Below are 13,891 nucleotides of genomic sequence, written 5' to 3' on the forward strand. Positions count from 1 at the left end.
CACATGCATATCCACAGCACCGTCCTGAGCGGCCACAAGGTCCTCGATGACATCGCCTACCTGGTAAGCGGCAAGCACAAGCTGCTGTTTGTCAGCGACCAGAACATCTCCGGCATCGCAGGCGTGCAGGCGCTGCTGGCCCAGCTGCGGCGCGCGGCGGCCGAGGTGCTGGTGATTGACGATGTGCCGCCCGAGCCATCGGATGCGGATGTGGAGCGGATTCTGCAAGAGCGCGATCTGCGCGGGGTGGACTTTGTCGTCGGCGTGGGCGGCGGCAGTGTGCTGGATGTGGCCAAGCTGCTGTCGGCACTGGCGCATGCCGAATCGCCCAGCTTGGCCGAGCTGCTGGCGGGCACCAAGGTCACGCAGCGGGTCAAGGCGCTGATGGTGCCGACGACGGCGGGCACGGGCTCGGAAGCCACGCCCAATGCCATCCTGGCGATCCCGGCGCGCGAGACCAAGCAGGGCATCATCTCCCCGGTGCTGCTGCCCGACTATGTGGCTCTGGCGCCGGAGCTGACGGTGACCATGCCGCACAAAATTGCGGCTTCGACCGGGGTCGATGCGCTTTGCCACCTGATCGAGTGTTTTACCGCCAGCATTGCCAACCCGGTCGCCGACAACTACGCGATGATCGGCATGAAAAAGCTGTTCGAGAACATCGAGCTCTCGGTAGCCGAACCCGACAACCTCGAAGCCAAGCTCAATATGCTCTGGGCCTCGTACTACGGCGGCGCCTGCATTGCCCATGCGGGCACGCACCTGGTCCATGCCATGTCCTACCCGCTGGGCGGCAAGTACCACATCCCGCATGGCGTTGCCAATGCGATCTTGCTCGCGCCTTGCTTTGAATGGCTGCGCCCGCTGTGCGTTGCCAAGCTGGCACGCGCTTACGAGCTGGTGCCCGGTGCCAATCTGGCGCTGGACGACGAAGGCAAATCGCATGCGCTGGTGGCCTACTTTGCCGATCTGGTCCAGCGCCTGCGCCTGCCGGCCAGCCTGCAAGAGCTGGGCATTGGCCGCGATCACCTGCCCGATCTGGTGAAGGCCGCGCTCGATGTGCAGCGCCTCATCAAGAATGTGCCCGGGGCCGTCACGGGCGCCGATATCGAAAAGGTCTACCTGAAGCTGTTTAACTGAGACAACACCATGGCAAACAAGCAAAAACTCCAAGGCATTCTGACGGCCATCATCACCCCCATGGACGCGGAGGACCGCTTTGCCGAGGCGCCGTTCCGCGAGCAGATCGACCGCCAGATCAAGGCGGGCAACGGCATTTTCTGCGGCGGCACGAATGGCGAATTCTTTGCGCTGACCGAGGGGGAGAAGCGCCGCGTCGCCGAGGTGGCGATGGAGCAAGTCGCTGGGCGCGCCAGCGTGGTCGGCCATGTGGGCGAGGTATCGACGGCCGAATGCATCCGCGCAGGCCGTGAGATCGCCCGCCTGGGTGTGGATGCGGTCGCCGCCATCACGCCCTGGTTTGTGCCGATGTCGCAGGATGAGCTGCATGGGCATTTCAGCGCGATTGCCGATGCGCTGGAGGTGCCCGTTTACCTCTACAACATCCCCGCGCGCACCGGCAACACCATTGCGCCAGAGACCGCCAAGCGCCTGGCCGCGCACCCCAATATCTCCGGCATCAAGGACAGCGCCGGCAGCCATGAAAGCCTGAGCGGTTTTCTGAAAGTCGCCAAGGAAGTGCCGGATTTTGTCGTGTTCAACGGGCCTGACAGCCTGATCCACCAAGGCTTTGTCGAAGGCTGCGCCGGCGCTGTATCGGGCCTGGCCAATGCGGCGCCGCGTGAGATCAATGCGATCTGGACGCGCTTTGCCGCGGGTGACATTGCCGGCTCGCGCCAGCAGCAAGAGAGGGTCACTAGCCTGCGCGAGGCGCTCTACAAGGTCTGCTTTGCGCCGGCCGCCGTCAAGCGCGCGGTGCAACTGCTGGGCTACCACGTGGGCAACAGCAAGTACCCCGTGCGCATCAGCGCCGAGCAGGAGGCGCAGATGCGCGAAATCCTGCAGGCCCATGGCATATCGGGTTGAGGCGTTGCGGACTCGGTTAAGCTCTTATCCGTTATCGCTATTGCGCTGTAGCCAGCCACGCATCCCATGAAGGTCGCCAACCGACGAGAGTCCATTTTGCATGCCGTGCATTCGGGCATGACCGATGTCGCCGCGCTGTGCGCGAGGTTTGCCATCTCCGAGGCCACCGTGCGCCGTGACCTGCAGGCGCTGCAGCAGGACGGCCGCCTGCTGCGCGTCTACGGTGGCGCCGTGGCGGCGCCCATCCGCCATGAGCCCGAAGAATCGCTGGAGTTGCGCAAGGTGCATGACGGCGAGGCCAAGGCCGCGATCGCGCGCAAGGCCATCAGCCTGATCGAGCCGGGCGACACGATCTTTATCGATGGCGGCACCACCACCGATGCGCTCGCGCGCCTACTGCCCAAGGACGATTCGCTGCGCATCATCACCAACAACCTGCTGGCGCTGAACACGCTGAGCAGCCGGGATATCCCCGTCACCTTGATCGGCGGCGACCTGCGCCGGGGCAGCATGAGCGTCTACGGGTCGCTCGCCGACATGGCGCTCGAGCGCCTGACCTTTGACAAGGTGTTTTGCAGCGCCGATGGCATCGATGCCGAGTTTGGCGTTTGCGAAGGCTCGATCGAGCAGGCCTGGTTCAAGGAAAAGCTGTTCCGCCGCACGCGCGAGGTCTATCTGCTGGCCACTGCTGAAAAGCTGGGCCGCAAGTCGCAGATGAACTGGTCGCCCATTCACCGCCAGTGGACCCTGATCACCGATGCCGCGCCCGAAAGCCATGCCGTGCAGGCTTTTGGCAACCACCCCTTTGTGACGGTGGTGCCGGTCGCCTGAGGGCATGGGCCACCGTCAAGGTTTGAGCAGTACCTTACCCTTGCGGCCTGGTTGCAGGCTGGCTGTGGCCGCTTGGGCGGCATCGCCCAGGTCATAGATGGCCTCGGCCGGCAGCTTCAGCTCACCACCCACAATGCGTTGGATCAGCTCAGTGATCAGGCGGCGTTTGTCCTGGGCGGACAGCGCCTCGCTCACCTTGCTGCCCCAAAAGCCTTTGACGGTGGCCTGTTTGAAGATCATCGCGCCCGAATCAATCTGCATCGGCTCGCCGGCCATGGTGCCAAACGACACCAGCGTGCCGCCTTCGCCGAGCAAGGCCAATAGCGCTGCGCTGGATGCACCGCCAATGGAATCGACGGCGGCGTAAGCACCTTGGGGGCCGAGCAGCGCGCTGGCGCTGTGCTTCCAGTCCGCTTGCGCGGTGGACAGGACATTGGCAATGCCCAAGTCACTGAGCTCCTGCACACCTGCATCGCGGCGCACCAGGTTGAGCACCTGCACGCCGCGTGCGCTGGCCAGCATGGCCAGGGTCTTGCCGACGGCGCCATTGGCCGTGTTCTGCGCAATCCATTGACCGGGTTGCACGTTCAAAAACTCCAGCAGCATCAAGGCACTGAGCGGCATGGCGATGAGCTGGGCGGCTACCTCATCGGGAATGGCCTCGGGCACGGGCACCAGCAGGCGCGCGGGCGCCAGAAAGTACTCGGCCCAGGTGCCGTGGACGCCGGCTACCGCAACGCGCTGCCCCAGCGTGACGCCTTCGACGCCAGCGCCGAGCGCATCGACCACGCCTACGGCCTCGCTGCCGCCAATGGCCGGGAGCTCGGGCTTGTAACCATAGCGGCCACGGATGGTCCAAAGATCATGGTTGTGGATGGGGGCGAGCAAGGTCTTGATGCGAACCTCGCCGGCCGCCGGCTGGGGTATGGGTTGCTCGCCCAGGGTCAGGACTTCGGCGGGCTCGCCAAAGGTGGAGTGAATCGCACTGCGCATGGGGACTGTCCTTATTGGGCCAGCATCGACAGCAGGGCCTGGGCCACGGCTTCGCTGCTGGCGGGGTTCTGGCCGGTGACCAGGCGCCCGTCGACCTCGACATGCACCTGCCAATCCGGGCCCTTGTGGTAGTCGGCGCCCTGACGGATGAATTCATCTTCAATCAAAAAGGGCACCACGGCAGTGAGGCCAACTGCGTTTTCTTCGCTGTTCGTAAACCCCGTCACGCGGCGGCCTGCCACCAGGGGCTGGCCATCGGCGGCCTTAACTTTGATGAGGGCGCCCGGCGCATGGCAGACCAGACCCAGCGGCTTGCCTGCGCGCTCAAAGGCCTCCAGCAGTGCAATCGATTTGGCGTCATTGGCGAGATCCCACAGCGGGCCATGGCCACCGGGGTAGAAGACGGCATCAAAGTCATCGGCTTGGATCTGGGCCAGTGGCGTGGTCGCTGCCAACGCGGCCTGTGCCTGCGGGTCCTTACGGAAGCGCTCGGTGGCGGCAGTCTGGGCATCGGGCTCGTCGCTCTTGGGGTCCAGTGGCGGCTGGCCGCCCAGCGGGGATGCGAGTGTGATTTCGGCGCCTGCGTCCTGGAATACGTAGTAGGGCGCGGCAAATTCTTCCAGCCAGAAACCGGTCTTGCGGCCTGTGTCGCCAAGACGGTCGTGCGAGGTCAGTACCAATAGAACTTTCATGGGGACTCCTTGGGGGATGAAGGGAGGGGTTGGGGAGAGGAGAGGGTGGATGCGTTGCAGGTCAGCAAATGCACGGTGGCGGCCCGCGCTTGAACCAGAGACGATCGGTCCTGGCTCAGCTTGGCCAGCAGCGCCGCGCCCAGCCACATCTGGTAGAGCACACGCGCGACCACCAGCGACGGCGGGCCCGCAGGCAGCGAGCCATCGCTGCGCGCCTCGTCAATGACGGCAGCGATCCTGGCCAGCAGCCGCTGCACGCCGCCATCGAGCACCTGGCGCATTTCTTCGGACAGGTCAGCAACCTCGGCCGCGAGCTTGACCACCAGGCATTCTTCGGCCCAGCCGCAGTGCGCATCGCCGGGCGCTGCGATCCAGGCGTCCCAGTAGCGCATCAGGCGTTCATAGCCCGTGCCATCGGCTGCCAGCAGGCTATCCACCTTGCGGCCATAGCCTTCGACATACTGCAGCAGCAACGCGCAGCCAAAGGCCTCTTTCGACGGGAAGTAGTGGTAGAACGAGCCCTTGGGCACGCCGCAGGTCTTGAGGATTTCCTGCAGGCCCACCGCTGCAAAACCTTTGCGCAGCACGAGCTGGTTCCCGGTGTCGAGGATGTGCTGGCGGGTGGCTTGCGCTTTCTGGGTCAAGGTCATGGGCTCGATGTTAGTAAAAAATAGACCGGTCGTCTAGTAAATCTGAAAATACCCCAAACGCGGTGTGGGTTGACCGTTGCAGAGGTGGGAGCGGTTGCCGACAAGGCACTCCACACGCGACCCCCCGGGCGTCTGTCTCGGAGAAGCATCTTCATCTTCCCAGATGGTGGTCCATGCTGTCGCACCGGTGGCGCGCCTGCTGTCAGCCATTGCCGCAAGTGACTGTCATTGGGGGCTGTATATGAAACAAGCAGGTACTGCTATGCTATGTTTGTGACAGCTGCAGGATGACAACATCTGACCGGTCGGAGGCTGGTGTGTTGCAAACCTGATTTTTCATTGCGATGCGCCCGCAGAGGAGGCCGTATGAGATCCCGTGCAAAGTCTTTGTCGGAGCTGCAAATCACCGTGGTTACCCCGGACCAGATCAAGCTGTTCAAGATGGCTTATCTCGCAGGGGTCACCGATGCGGCCGCCATTTTTGATGCCGACAGTGCGCTGGTCGCCAGCGACGAGGTGGCCAAGCGTATCACGCGGGCCTTGGACGAGGCCGTGGCCTCTTTCGAAGACGATTTCCTCTCGGTCGGGCCTTGCGATCTGGCGCCAGAGTCCGATACCTAGTGCCGCGCACAGCCCCCCAGCCAGCCCCGCTCGCGGGGCTTTTTGACGCCTGCATGCCGCGCAGGACTTTGCGCAGGGGTCATAGAAAATTCATCTGACACAGCTGTTAGGAGTTGTTCGTCAATCTTAAAATGAAACGGTCGTCACAAATTAGGATGATCGATGGATTCCATCACATGGTTGCTGCTGACCTATAAAGTCCCGGCCGAGCCCACAGCCAAACGCATGGCGCTGTGGCGGCGCCTCAAGGCCCTGGGGGCCGTGTACCTGCAAAACGGTGTGTGCCTGCTGCCCAAGACCGATGACCATGTGCGCCGGCTCAAGGTGCTGGAGAACGACATTGCCGCGATGGACGGGGACTGCGTGCTGCTGGAGACCATTGCGCTCGACCGGCGGCAGGAGGACAAGGTCATCACCCGCTTCAAGGCCGACCGCGACGACCAGTACCGCGAACTGTTGGGCCGCTGCCAGGATTTCGAGGCCGAGATCGCCAAGGAGATCGCGATCGAGAAGTTCACTTATGCCGAGCTGGATGAAGAAGAGACCGACCTGAAAAAACTGCAGGCCTGGTACGAGAAGATCCGCAAGCTGGACTTTTACGACGCGCCGCTGGCAGTGACGGCGGCCGAGCGCCTGCAGCACTGCGAATCCTTGCTGGAGGCCTATGCCCAACGGGTGTATGACGCGCATGACGAAAACCGTTGAAACCCCCGAGCCCGCAGCGGACAGCGCGTTGCAGCGCGGCGCACGCGCAGTGCCGCGCAGCGTCTGGGCGCTGGGCTTTGTCTCGATGCTGATGGATATCTCGTCCGAGATGGTGCATGCGCTCTTGCCGATCTACATGGTGGCGGTGCTGGGCACCTCGGTACTGGCGGTGGGCCTGATCGAGGGCATCGCCGAGGCCACGGCCTCCATCGTCAAGGTGTTTTCCGGCGCGATCAGCGACCGCTTTGGCAAGCGCAAGCTGCTGGCCGTGCTGGGCTATGGCCTGGGGGCGCTGACCAAGCCGGTGTTTCCGCTGGCAGGCGGCCTGGAATGGCTGGTGGGCGCGCGCTTTGTGGACCGGGTGGGCAAAGGCATTCGCGGCGCGCCCCGTGATGCGCTGGTGGCCGATGTGACGCCGCCGCATTTGCGCGGCACCGCATACGGTCTGCGCCAGACCCTGGACACCATCGGTGCCTTTACCGGCCCCTTGCTGGCCATCGGCCTGATGTGGTGGACGGCGGACAACTACCAACTGGTGTTCTGGCTGGCGGTGCTGCCCGCGTTTGCGGCGGTGGCGGTGCTGGTGTTTTTTGTGAAAGAGCCCGCAACGCCGGTCGCCCAACGGCCGCGCCAGCTGCCCTTGCGCAGGCGCGAGCTGCAGCGTTTGCCCCGGGCTTACTGGGTGGTGGTGGGCCTGGGCCTGGTGTTCACGTTGGCGCGGTTCAGCGAGGCGTTTTTGATTTTGCGCGCGCAGTCGGCCGGCCTGCCGCCCATGTGGGCGCCTGCGGTGCTGGTGGTCATGGGGCTGGCCTACGCGCTGTCGGCCTATCCGGCCGGGGCGCTGTCGGACCGCCGCCCCCGGCAGGATGTGCTGCTCGCCGGCTTGTTCTTGCTGGTGGCCGCCGATCTGGTGCTGGCCTTGGTACCCGGTGTGCTGGGCCTGGGGCTGGGCGTGGCGCTGTGGGGCCTGCATATGGGTTTTAGCCAGGGCCTGTTCAACGCGATGATTGCCGACAGCGCGCCGGCCGAGCTGCGCGGCACGGCCTTTGGCATTTTCCATTTGCTCACCGGTGTGGCCTTGCTGCTGGCCAGCGTGATGGCCGGGCTGCTCTGGGATGCCATTGGCTACCAGGCCACCTTTGTCTGCGGCGCGGCCTTTGCGCTGCTGGCGGCGCTGGGGCTGCTGCTGCAGCGCGGGCGGGGTTGAGCAGCCGGTCAAATTCAGCGCTGGTGGTTTGAGACGGCCCTTCGGGGCCGTTTTTGACGTAAATGCCTGCGGGTGGTGCTCAGCCGCAGCTTTATCGATGTCCAAACATTTATCAAGACTCATTCTCATTTAAAATACCGCGCGGCACTGCCAGGCCTGCGGTATCACAGGCATGCTCAGGCGCCCCGGGCCATGCCGCTGTGGCGGGCCCTGTTCACAGGATGGTCAAGATGCAAACAGCCCCCACCCCCCCACCTGCAGCCGGCCTGCTGGGCTACCGCACGCGTGTCGCGTCGCGGGCCATCGCCGCCATTGGCGGCGGTTATGCCTTGGCAGCGGCTTCTGCCGCAGCGGGGGCCGTGGGCTTTCAAACGCTGGGCATGGCCCGGGTGGATGCGACGATGGCGGCCACGATGCTGGCCTTTGTGGTCTACGCGATCGCGGCGATGTGGGCCTTTGCCTGTGCAACGGCCGTGCGCGCCTGGCTGGGCATTGCGCTGCCAGCGGCGGCCCTTGCGCTGATCGCCTGGGTGCTGGCGCCGGGAGCAGCGGCATGAGGGTCGACGGCAAACCCGAGGGCCTGCGGCAGTCGATGGCCTGGTTGCATACCTGGAGCGGGCTGCTGCTGGGCTGGCTGCTGTATGCGGTGTTCTTTACCGGCACCTTGAGTTTTTTTCGCAATGAGATCACCGACTGGATGCGGCCCGAGCTGCACCAGTCCGTGCCCGATGCGGATACCGCCCAGCGCGGGCTGGATGCCATGCAGGCCATGGCGCCCAAGGCCACGACCTGGACCTTGTCGCTGCCCAATGAACGCCAGACGGCGATCGAGGCCTCCTGGCGCGAGCCCGGTGCTGCGGCTGGCCGGGCAGGGACCCAGCGCGCCACCTTGGATGCCGGCACCGGCGAGCAGCTGCAGCCGCGCGAGACGCGGGGCGGCAGCTTCTTGTACCGCTTCCATTTCGAGCTCTATGCGATGCCGCGCATCTGGGGTCGCTGGATTGTGGGCTTTGCGACGATGCTGATGCTGGTGGCCATCATCAGCGGCGTCATCACGCACAAGAAGATCTTCAGCGACTTCTTCACCTTCCGCCCACGCAAGGGCCAGCGATCCTGGCTCGATGCGCACAATGCCACGGCCGTGCTGGCGCTGCCTTTTCACCTGGTGATCACGTTCAGCGGCCTGGTGCTGCTGATGAACATGGTGATGCCCTGGGGCGTGCAGACCGCCTACAGCGGCGACAGCAGTGCCTATTTCTCCGAGCTGCGGGGCAACCGCCAGGCACAGCCGGGCGCGGGCAATGCCAATAGCGGTAATGGCCCGCGTGAGGGCGGCCGTGCCAGCCGCGAGGCCAATGCCGATGCCGATGCCAATACGCCCGTCGCAACCGTCGCAATGGCACCCGTGGGCCCGATGGTGGAGGCAGCGTTGCAGCAGTGGCCGGTGCATGGCGTGGGCAGCATCACCGTCAATGAACCCGGCACTGCCCGCGCGACCGTGGAGCTGCGCGAGGGTGGGGGCTCCAGCCTGGTCAACCGGGGCGCGACATCGAGCTTGCTGTTTGATGGCGTGAGCGGCGAGCCGCGCCAGGCGCCAGAGGCCGCTGCCATCTCCTGGCCGCGTGCGACCAGCAATGTCGTATCGAGCCTGCACCTGGGCCGCTTTGCCGAGCCGCTGGTGCGCTGGCTGCTGTTCTTGAGCGGCGTGGTCGGCACCACGATGGCAGCCACCGGCATGGTGCTCTGGGTGGTCAAGCGCCTGCCCGAGCGGCGCAAGCTGGGCCGCACGCCCCATGGCCACCGCCTGGTGGAGGTGCTCAATGTGGGCGCGATCGCCGGTCTGTCGGTCGCCACGGCCTCGTTCTTCTGGTTCAACCGCTTATTGCCTGCCGATCTGGTTGGCCGCAGCGATTGGGAGATTCGCGGCTTCTTTACGGTGTGGGCGCTATGCCTGCTGCACCCCCTGCTGCGCCCGCACCGCCAGGCCTGGCGCGAGCAGATGCTGCTGGCCGCCGTGCTGCTGGCCTTGTTGCCGCTGCTCAATGGCCTCAGTGGCGGTGCATGGCTGCCCCAAAGCATTGCGCATGCGCAGTGGAGCATTGCCGGTTTTGACTTGATGATGCTGGCGCTGGCCGCCTTGCATGGTTGGGTCGTGTGGTGGCTGGCGCGCAGTGGGCAGACTGCGACCCCTGCAGCGCGCAAACCCGCAGCCGCTGCCAAGCCAGCCGCCACGGATACCGGTTTGCTGGCGCCGCATGCCGCCGTGGCCAGCGCGATGGAGCAGCAACGATGATCCCCATCGCAAGTCTGCTGTGGGCCTTTGCCGGTTTTGCGGCGCTGGCGGCCGCCATGGACCGCCATGAGGAACCACTGGGTACCGCCGCGCTCGCCGCCACGCAGCGCCATGGCTGGCAGGCGGGCGGCAGCGCCTTGCTATTGCTATCGCTGATGGCCTGCTTGCAGCGCTGGAACGCCTCGGTCGGCATCGCCGCTTGGCTGGGCCTGCTGACCTTGGCCGCGATGGCCTGGGGCCTGGTGCTGACCTATGCGCCCGAGCGCGCCACTCGCTTGGCCTTGGCTGCCGCAGCCTCGGGGCTGCTGGCAGCGGCCATCGCCTACTGAACGCACAACGCCGCGCCAGGCAATGGCCTGGCGCGGCGTTGTTGTCTCAAGGGCAGTCTGTTTTAGCCCTGGTTAGTCTGCTTGTAGGCGCGGTTGGCGCGTTCCCACGCAGCCTTTACAGCAGGCTCAGCCTCTGGCCAGCCCAGGCGGCTTTGGGCACGCTCTTGCTGCCAGCGGCGCTCCCAGTCGCTGCGCGCATCGTCCCAATCGACCAGGCCATCACGCACCGACTGGTAGCCGGCGCGGTAGGCTGGCGCATAGTCGTCATAGGTATAGCCTTCGGCAAAGTAGGGCTCGCGCTGGTAGGCGTCGGCCCAGTAGGCATCCTCGGCAGTAGGGTTGACGGCCTCGGCAGCGCCCTTGCCGGCCAGGCCGCCAATCACGGCGCCCACGACACCGCCCACGGCGGTGCCGACAGGCCCTGCGACCGAGCCTGCGGCCGCGCCGGTCAACGCGCCACCGGCGGCACCAATGCCAGTGCCAATGGGATGGGCTCCGGGCTCATCGGTGATGGGATCGGGGTTGAGTTTGGGATCTTGAGGATGGGTCATGCTGTGCTCCTGGGTTTGGTGGAGGACTTGGGTCCTGGTGTCTCCATGGTGCGGCGCTGACCGCGCCCGGGCCGTAGGACAAGCGCAGCAGCGCTGGTACGACGGACCTGCGCGGGGCTGTCACCACCGCCTTGCAGCCAGGTAGCGGCGGACCACAAGGCAGCAGGGCGTTTGCCTGACAGACGGCGTCTGCATCTGGCTGCACACTGGTTGCAGCGCAGCCGTTTGCCACTTGGATGCGGGCTGGATCTGCCCCCAGCCAGGAATCTTCCTCAACGATGGCCCAGAAGCCCACGCCATGATCCGATTGCAGTATTCTTTGGAGCTTGCCTATACGGTGCTGACCCCCAGCGCCGACTTTTTCTTCAACTTCCACCCCGCCTTCACCCCGCAGCAGTCGGTGGTGCAAGAGCACTTGAGCGTCAACCAGGCCGGTGCCACCTGGCAGCTGCAGCAAGATGCTGATGGCCAGCGCAGCCTGCGGCTGCAGGCGCAAAGCGGCCCGCTCCAGCTCAACTACCAGGCCACCGTCGAGATGCGCCACTACAGCGACGACCCCGAGAGCATTGCCGAGGTGCCGCTCTACCAATTGCCGCTGGAGGCACTGCGCTATATCTACCCCAGCCGCTACTGCCAGTCCGACCGGCTCGCCGCCTATGCCTACGATCTGTTCGGCCAACAGGCCCCGGGTTATGCGCGTGCCCAGGCCGTGTGCAACTGGGTGCAGCAGCATGTGAAGTTCCGCTCCAACAGCAGCAGCGGTACCACCTCGGCCGTCGATACCTTGGTCGAGTGCGTCGGCGTTTGCCGCGATTTTGCGCACCTGATGATTGCCATGTGCCGCGCCATCAACCTGCCTGCCCGCTTTGTGACAGGCACCGATTACGGCGCCGACCCGGCCTTGGGTCCGCCCGATTTCCATGCCTATGTCGAGGTCTACCTGGGCGGGCGCTGGTACATGTTTGACCCTTCAGGTACCGCCATTCCGATGGGAATGATGCGGCTGGCTACCGGCCGTGATGCCGCCGATGCGGCGTTCGCGACCATCTTTGGCGGCGTCACCAGTGATGCGCCGCGCATCGGGGTGGTGGCTGAGCACGATGGCGGGCAGTGGCAGCTGCCGGTGCACACCAGGCAGGGCCTGTCAACGGCGCTGGTCTGAGCTGGAGCGCCACCCGCGCAACTGCCTTGATACGGCGCAAGGACCTGACAGTGCGCCTGGCAACCGTGTGGCCCAAAAAAAATGCCGCCCCAATGGGGCGGCAGTGCATTCAAGAAGAAAGCCGATCCTGTCAAACAGGGTGTCCATGCAAATCAAGAGAGGGAGGGAGGGTACGCATGAACTCGGCGAAAGCGATGGTCAAATTCTAGGACGGCTATTGGCGCCCAATAGGGGAATGCCTGGAGCAATCGTCAGCAATTGACAAAAAAAGAGCCCGCATGACTGCGGGCTCCAAGGTCGTTTTCCTTTTCTTCTACTTCTACCTCCCTCCAGAGGAATCGAGATCATATGCCAAAACTATGACTGTTGAATAATCATAAATTCAACAAATGTCAGCTTTTCGAAAGCTTAGCGGATTCCAAGCAGACATCCACCCGGGTCATGCTAAATGCTATCAAGTGGTCGAATCAATAAATAGTTCAATGCTTGCCTGCGAGCTCGCAGGGTTTCCCACAACATCCGCGTCAAATCAAGGGATTGGACGCCCCGCTGGTTTGTGCCAATCGTTACTGAATGCATTGCCTGTTAGCACGCAGTTGGCGCAACAGATTGTTGGTGGTGCAATATTATGTACTAATTTCGACAGCGAAAAGCGGCATGCTGCCCAGCGGGTGACAGCATGCCGCAGCCCTTGTGCGCCACAGTGCGGACTAGATGGCGCCATGGGGGAGGGGTTCATAAGAAGCAGGCCAGCCTGCGATGCAAGGGCTGGCGTGAAAGGCAGACTCAGGCCACGGGCTTGCGGCCCACCGTGCGGATCAGCTCACCCACGCGCAGCAGGTACTGGTCAAAGGCCTGGTTGGCAGCAGCCTGGCTGCCGGTGGGCTGGGCAACGGTGCGGCCTTCGGCCTCCAGGCGGGCGCGGATCTCGGGGTTTTGCAGCGCCGCGCCAATGGCATTGCGCAGCAGGCTGACCCGCTCTGCCGGGCAGCCTTGCTTGACAAAGTAGCCGCCGCTGATGGTGTAGGCAAAGTCAGGCAGCTGCTGGCTTTGGCCGATGAGCGGGATATGGGCCAGGGGGGTGGGCAGTTCCTTGGAAAAGCTGGTGACCACCTTGAGCCGGCCCTGGGCCTGCATCGCATCAAAGCTGGTCTGGTAAGGCAGGATCGCCAGGTCCACCTCGCCACCGGCCACGCCTTGCAAGGCGGGGGCGCCGCCCTTGTAGGGCACATGCAGCAAGGGCGCCCCCACGCGCGTGGCCAAGGCCTCACCCATCAGGTGGTAGATGGAATCAATGCCCACGGTGGCATAGGTGAGCGGTTTGGCGCTGCTTTGCTTGGCCAGCGCAACCACCTTGTCCAGGGAGTCGGCCTGCAGCCCATTGCGGGCCAGCAGCACGATATGCGCTTCGCTGATCGGCGCCACCAGGCTGAAATCCTTAGGCGTATAGCGGGCCGAGGGGTTGAGCATCGGGGCCAAAAACACCTCGTTGATCGAGCCATGGAAGAACGTATAGGCGTCGGCCTGCGCGCTCAGGACCTTGTTGGCGCCAATGAGGCCGGTGCCGCCGCCGTAGTTCTCGACCACCACCTGCTGCTTGAGCGTCTTGCCAATGGATTCACCAAAGATACGGGCGGCGGTATCGCTGGCGCCGCCAGCGGGGTAAGGGACGACCAGCGACAGAGGCTTGCTGGGGTAGCCATCGGCGGCCCAGGCCGGTTGGGTGGCCAGCCACGGGGCGCCTGCCAGCACGCTGGCGTATTGAAGGAACTGGCGGCGATGGGTTGCGGTCATGGTGCTCTCGCTAGGTG

At 64.5% G+C, this 13,891-nt stretch carries 15 protein-coding genes; 10 read left to right on the plus strand and 5 right to left on the minus strand.

Annotated features, from left to right (window positions below; all coding sequences use genetic code 11):
- Window positions 1-3 precede the first annotated feature (3 nt).
- From N4T19_RS02525 to N4T19_RS02535, 3 genes are all read left to right on the plus strand, one after another.
- Window positions 4-1,140 (plus strand): iron-containing alcohol dehydrogenase, encoded by a 1,137-nt coding sequence (locus tag N4T19_RS02525; RefSeq protein ID WP_260719366.1) that lies wholly within the window; start codon window positions 4-6, stop codon window positions 1,138-1,140.
- Window positions 1,141-1,149: 9 nt separating this feature from the next.
- On the plus strand, window positions 1,150-2,046 hold the full coding sequence (locus tag N4T19_RS02530) for a dihydrodipicolinate synthase family protein (protein WP_260719367.1): 897 nt from the start codon (window positions 1,150-1,152) through the stop codon (window positions 2,044-2,046).
- Between the two features lie 66 nt (window positions 2,047-2,112).
- Window positions 2,113-2,877, plus strand: coding sequence for a DeoR/GlpR family DNA-binding transcription regulator (locus N4T19_RS02535; RefSeq protein ID WP_260719368.1), 765 nt, complete (start codon window positions 2,113-2,115; stop codon window positions 2,875-2,877).
- Between the two features lie 15 nt (window positions 2,878-2,892).
- Here N4T19_RS02535 and N4T19_RS02540 read toward each other — a convergent pair whose 3' ends face one another.
- The 3 genes from N4T19_RS02540 to N4T19_RS02550 are packed head-to-tail and all read right to left on the minus strand — an operon-like array spanning window position 2,893 to window position 5,212.
- A complete protein-coding gene (locus N4T19_RS02540) occupies window positions 2,893-3,870 on the minus strand; it encodes a zinc-binding dehydrogenase (RefSeq protein ID WP_260719369.1) in 978 nt (325 codons plus the stop codon).
- Between the two features lie 11 nt (window positions 3,871-3,881).
- Window positions 3,882-4,562, minus strand: a complete 681-nt coding sequence (locus N4T19_RS02545; RefSeq protein WP_116926927.1) for a type 1 glutamine amidotransferase domain-containing protein — start codon at window positions 4,560-4,562, stop codon at window positions 3,882-3,884.
- Window positions 4,559-5,212 (minus strand): TetR/AcrR family transcriptional regulator, encoded by a 654-nt coding sequence (locus N4T19_RS02550; protein WP_260719370.1) that lies wholly within the window; start codon window positions 5,210-5,212, stop codon window positions 4,559-4,561. The genes N4T19_RS02545 and N4T19_RS02550 overlap by 4 nt, the downstream gene beginning before the upstream one ends.
- A gap of 366 nt (window positions 5,213-5,578) precedes the next feature.
- Here N4T19_RS02550 and N4T19_RS02555 point away from each other — a divergent pair, with 366 nt between their 5' ends.
- The 6 genes from N4T19_RS02555 to N4T19_RS02580 all read left to right on the plus strand — a co-directional run bounded on the left by N4T19_RS02555 (window position 5,579) and on the right by N4T19_RS02580 (window position 10,367).
- Entirely contained in the window at window positions 5,579-5,833 is a 255-nt protein-coding gene (locus N4T19_RS02555; RefSeq protein ID WP_133248188.1) for a hypothetical protein, read from the plus strand.
- A 162-nt stretch (window positions 5,834-5,995) separates the two neighbouring features.
- Window positions 5,996-6,538 (plus strand): Chromate resistance protein ChrB, encoded by a 543-nt coding sequence (locus N4T19_RS02560; protein ID WP_116926924.1) that lies wholly within the window; start codon window positions 5,996-5,998, stop codon window positions 6,536-6,538.
- Window positions 6,522-7,745 carry an MFS transporter gene (locus N4T19_RS02565; protein WP_260719371.1) on the plus strand — a complete coding sequence of 408 codons (1,224 nt, stop codon included), beginning with the start codon at window positions 6,522-6,524 and terminating at the stop codon, window positions 7,743-7,745. The genes N4T19_RS02560 and N4T19_RS02565 overlap by 17 nt, the downstream gene beginning before the upstream one ends.
- Before the next feature lie 230 nt (window positions 7,746-7,975).
- Complete coding sequence (locus N4T19_RS02570; RefSeq protein WP_232539315.1) at window positions 7,976-8,302, plus strand: DUF3649 domain-containing protein; 327 nt, start codon at window positions 7,976-7,978, stop codon at window positions 8,300-8,302.
- Window positions 8,299-10,038: a PepSY-associated TM helix domain-containing protein gene (locus N4T19_RS02575; RefSeq protein WP_260719372.1), complete on the plus strand. Its 1,740-nt coding sequence runs from the start codon at window positions 8,299-8,301 to the stop codon at window positions 10,036-10,038. Before N4T19_RS02570 ends, N4T19_RS02575 begins: the two co-directional genes overlap by 4 nt.
- Window positions 10,035-10,367, plus strand: a complete 333-nt coding sequence (locus N4T19_RS02580) for a DUF3325 domain-containing protein (RefSeq protein ID WP_260719373.1) — start codon at window positions 10,035-10,037, stop codon at window positions 10,365-10,367. Before N4T19_RS02575 ends, N4T19_RS02580 begins: the two co-directional genes overlap by 4 nt.
- 62 nt (window positions 10,368-10,429) lie before the next feature.
- On the opposite strand, the gene N4T19_RS02585 is transcribed toward N4T19_RS02580, so the two are convergent.
- Window positions 10,430-10,918, minus strand: coding sequence for a hypothetical protein (locus N4T19_RS02585; protein ID WP_116926920.1), 489 nt, complete (start codon window positions 10,916-10,918; stop codon window positions 10,430-10,432).
- Between the two features lie 298 nt (window positions 10,919-11,216).
- Here N4T19_RS02585 and N4T19_RS02590 point away from each other — a divergent pair, with 298 nt between their 5' ends.
- Window positions 11,217-12,080, plus strand: a complete 864-nt coding sequence (locus N4T19_RS02590) for a transglutaminase-like domain-containing protein (protein WP_260719374.1) — start codon at window positions 11,217-11,219, stop codon at window positions 12,078-12,080.
- 786 nt (window positions 12,081-12,866) lie between these two features.
- Here N4T19_RS02590 and N4T19_RS02595 read toward each other — a convergent pair.
- Complete coding sequence (locus tag N4T19_RS02595; protein WP_260719375.1) at window positions 12,867-13,874, minus strand: Bug family tripartite tricarboxylate transporter substrate binding protein; 1,008 nt, start codon at window positions 13,872-13,874, stop codon at window positions 12,867-12,869.
- Window positions 13,875-13,891: the final 17 nt, after the last annotated feature.

The sequence above is a fragment of the Comamonas squillarum genome, from assembly GCF_025309455.1.
Lineage (GTDB): Bacteria > Pseudomonadota > Gammaproteobacteria > Burkholderiales > Burkholderiaceae_C > Comamonas > Comamonas squillarum.

Coding starts and splice junctions, on each gene's coding strand:
- N4T19_RS02525 (WP_260719366.1), top strand. CDS start 4: ATGCATATCCACAGCACCGTCCTGAGCGGCCACAAGGTCCTCGATGAC.
- N4T19_RS02530 (WP_260719367.1), top strand. CDS start 1,150: ATGGCAAACAAGCAAAAACTCCAAGGCATTCTGACGGCCATCATCACC.
- N4T19_RS02535 (WP_260719368.1), top strand. CDS start 2,113: ATGAAGGTCGCCAACCGACGAGAGTCCATTTTGCATGCCGTGCATTCG.
- N4T19_RS02540 (WP_260719369.1), bottom strand. CDS start 3,870: ATGCGCAGTGCGATTCACTCCACCTTTGGCGAGCCCGCCGAAGTCCTG.
- N4T19_RS02545 (WP_116926927.1), bottom strand. CDS start 4,562: ATGAAAGTTCTATTGGTACTGACCTCGCACGACCGTCTTGGCGACACA.
- N4T19_RS02550 (WP_260719370.1), bottom strand. CDS start 5,212: ATGACCTTGACCCAGAAAGCGCAAGCCACCCGCCAGCACATCCTCGAC.
- N4T19_RS02555 (WP_133248188.1), top strand. CDS start 5,579: ATGAGATCCCGTGCAAAGTCTTTGTCGGAGCTGCAAATCACCGTGGTT.
- N4T19_RS02560 (WP_116926924.1), top strand. CDS start 5,996: ATGGATTCCATCACATGGTTGCTGCTGACCTATAAAGTCCCGGCCGAG.
- N4T19_RS02565 (WP_260719371.1), top strand. CDS start 6,522: ATGACGAAAACCGTTGAAACCCCCGAGCCCGCAGCGGACAGCGCGTTG.
- N4T19_RS02570 (WP_232539315.1), top strand. CDS start 7,976: ATGCAAACAGCCCCCACCCCCCCACCTGCAGCCGGCCTGCTGGGCTAC.
- N4T19_RS02575 (WP_260719372.1), top strand. CDS start 8,299: ATGAGGGTCGACGGCAAACCCGAGGGCCTGCGGCAGTCGATGGCCTGG.
- N4T19_RS02580 (WP_260719373.1), top strand. CDS start 10,035: ATGATCCCCATCGCAAGTCTGCTGTGGGCCTTTGCCGGTTTTGCGGCG.
- N4T19_RS02585 (WP_116926920.1), bottom strand. CDS start 10,918: ATGACCCATCCTCAAGATCCCAAACTCAACCCCGATCCCATCACCGAT.
- N4T19_RS02590 (WP_260719374.1), top strand. CDS start 11,217: ATGATCCGATTGCAGTATTCTTTGGAGCTTGCCTATACGGTGCTGACC.
- N4T19_RS02595 (WP_260719375.1), bottom strand. CDS start 13,874: ATGACCGCAACCCATCGCCGCCAGTTCCTTCAATACGCCAGCGTGCTG.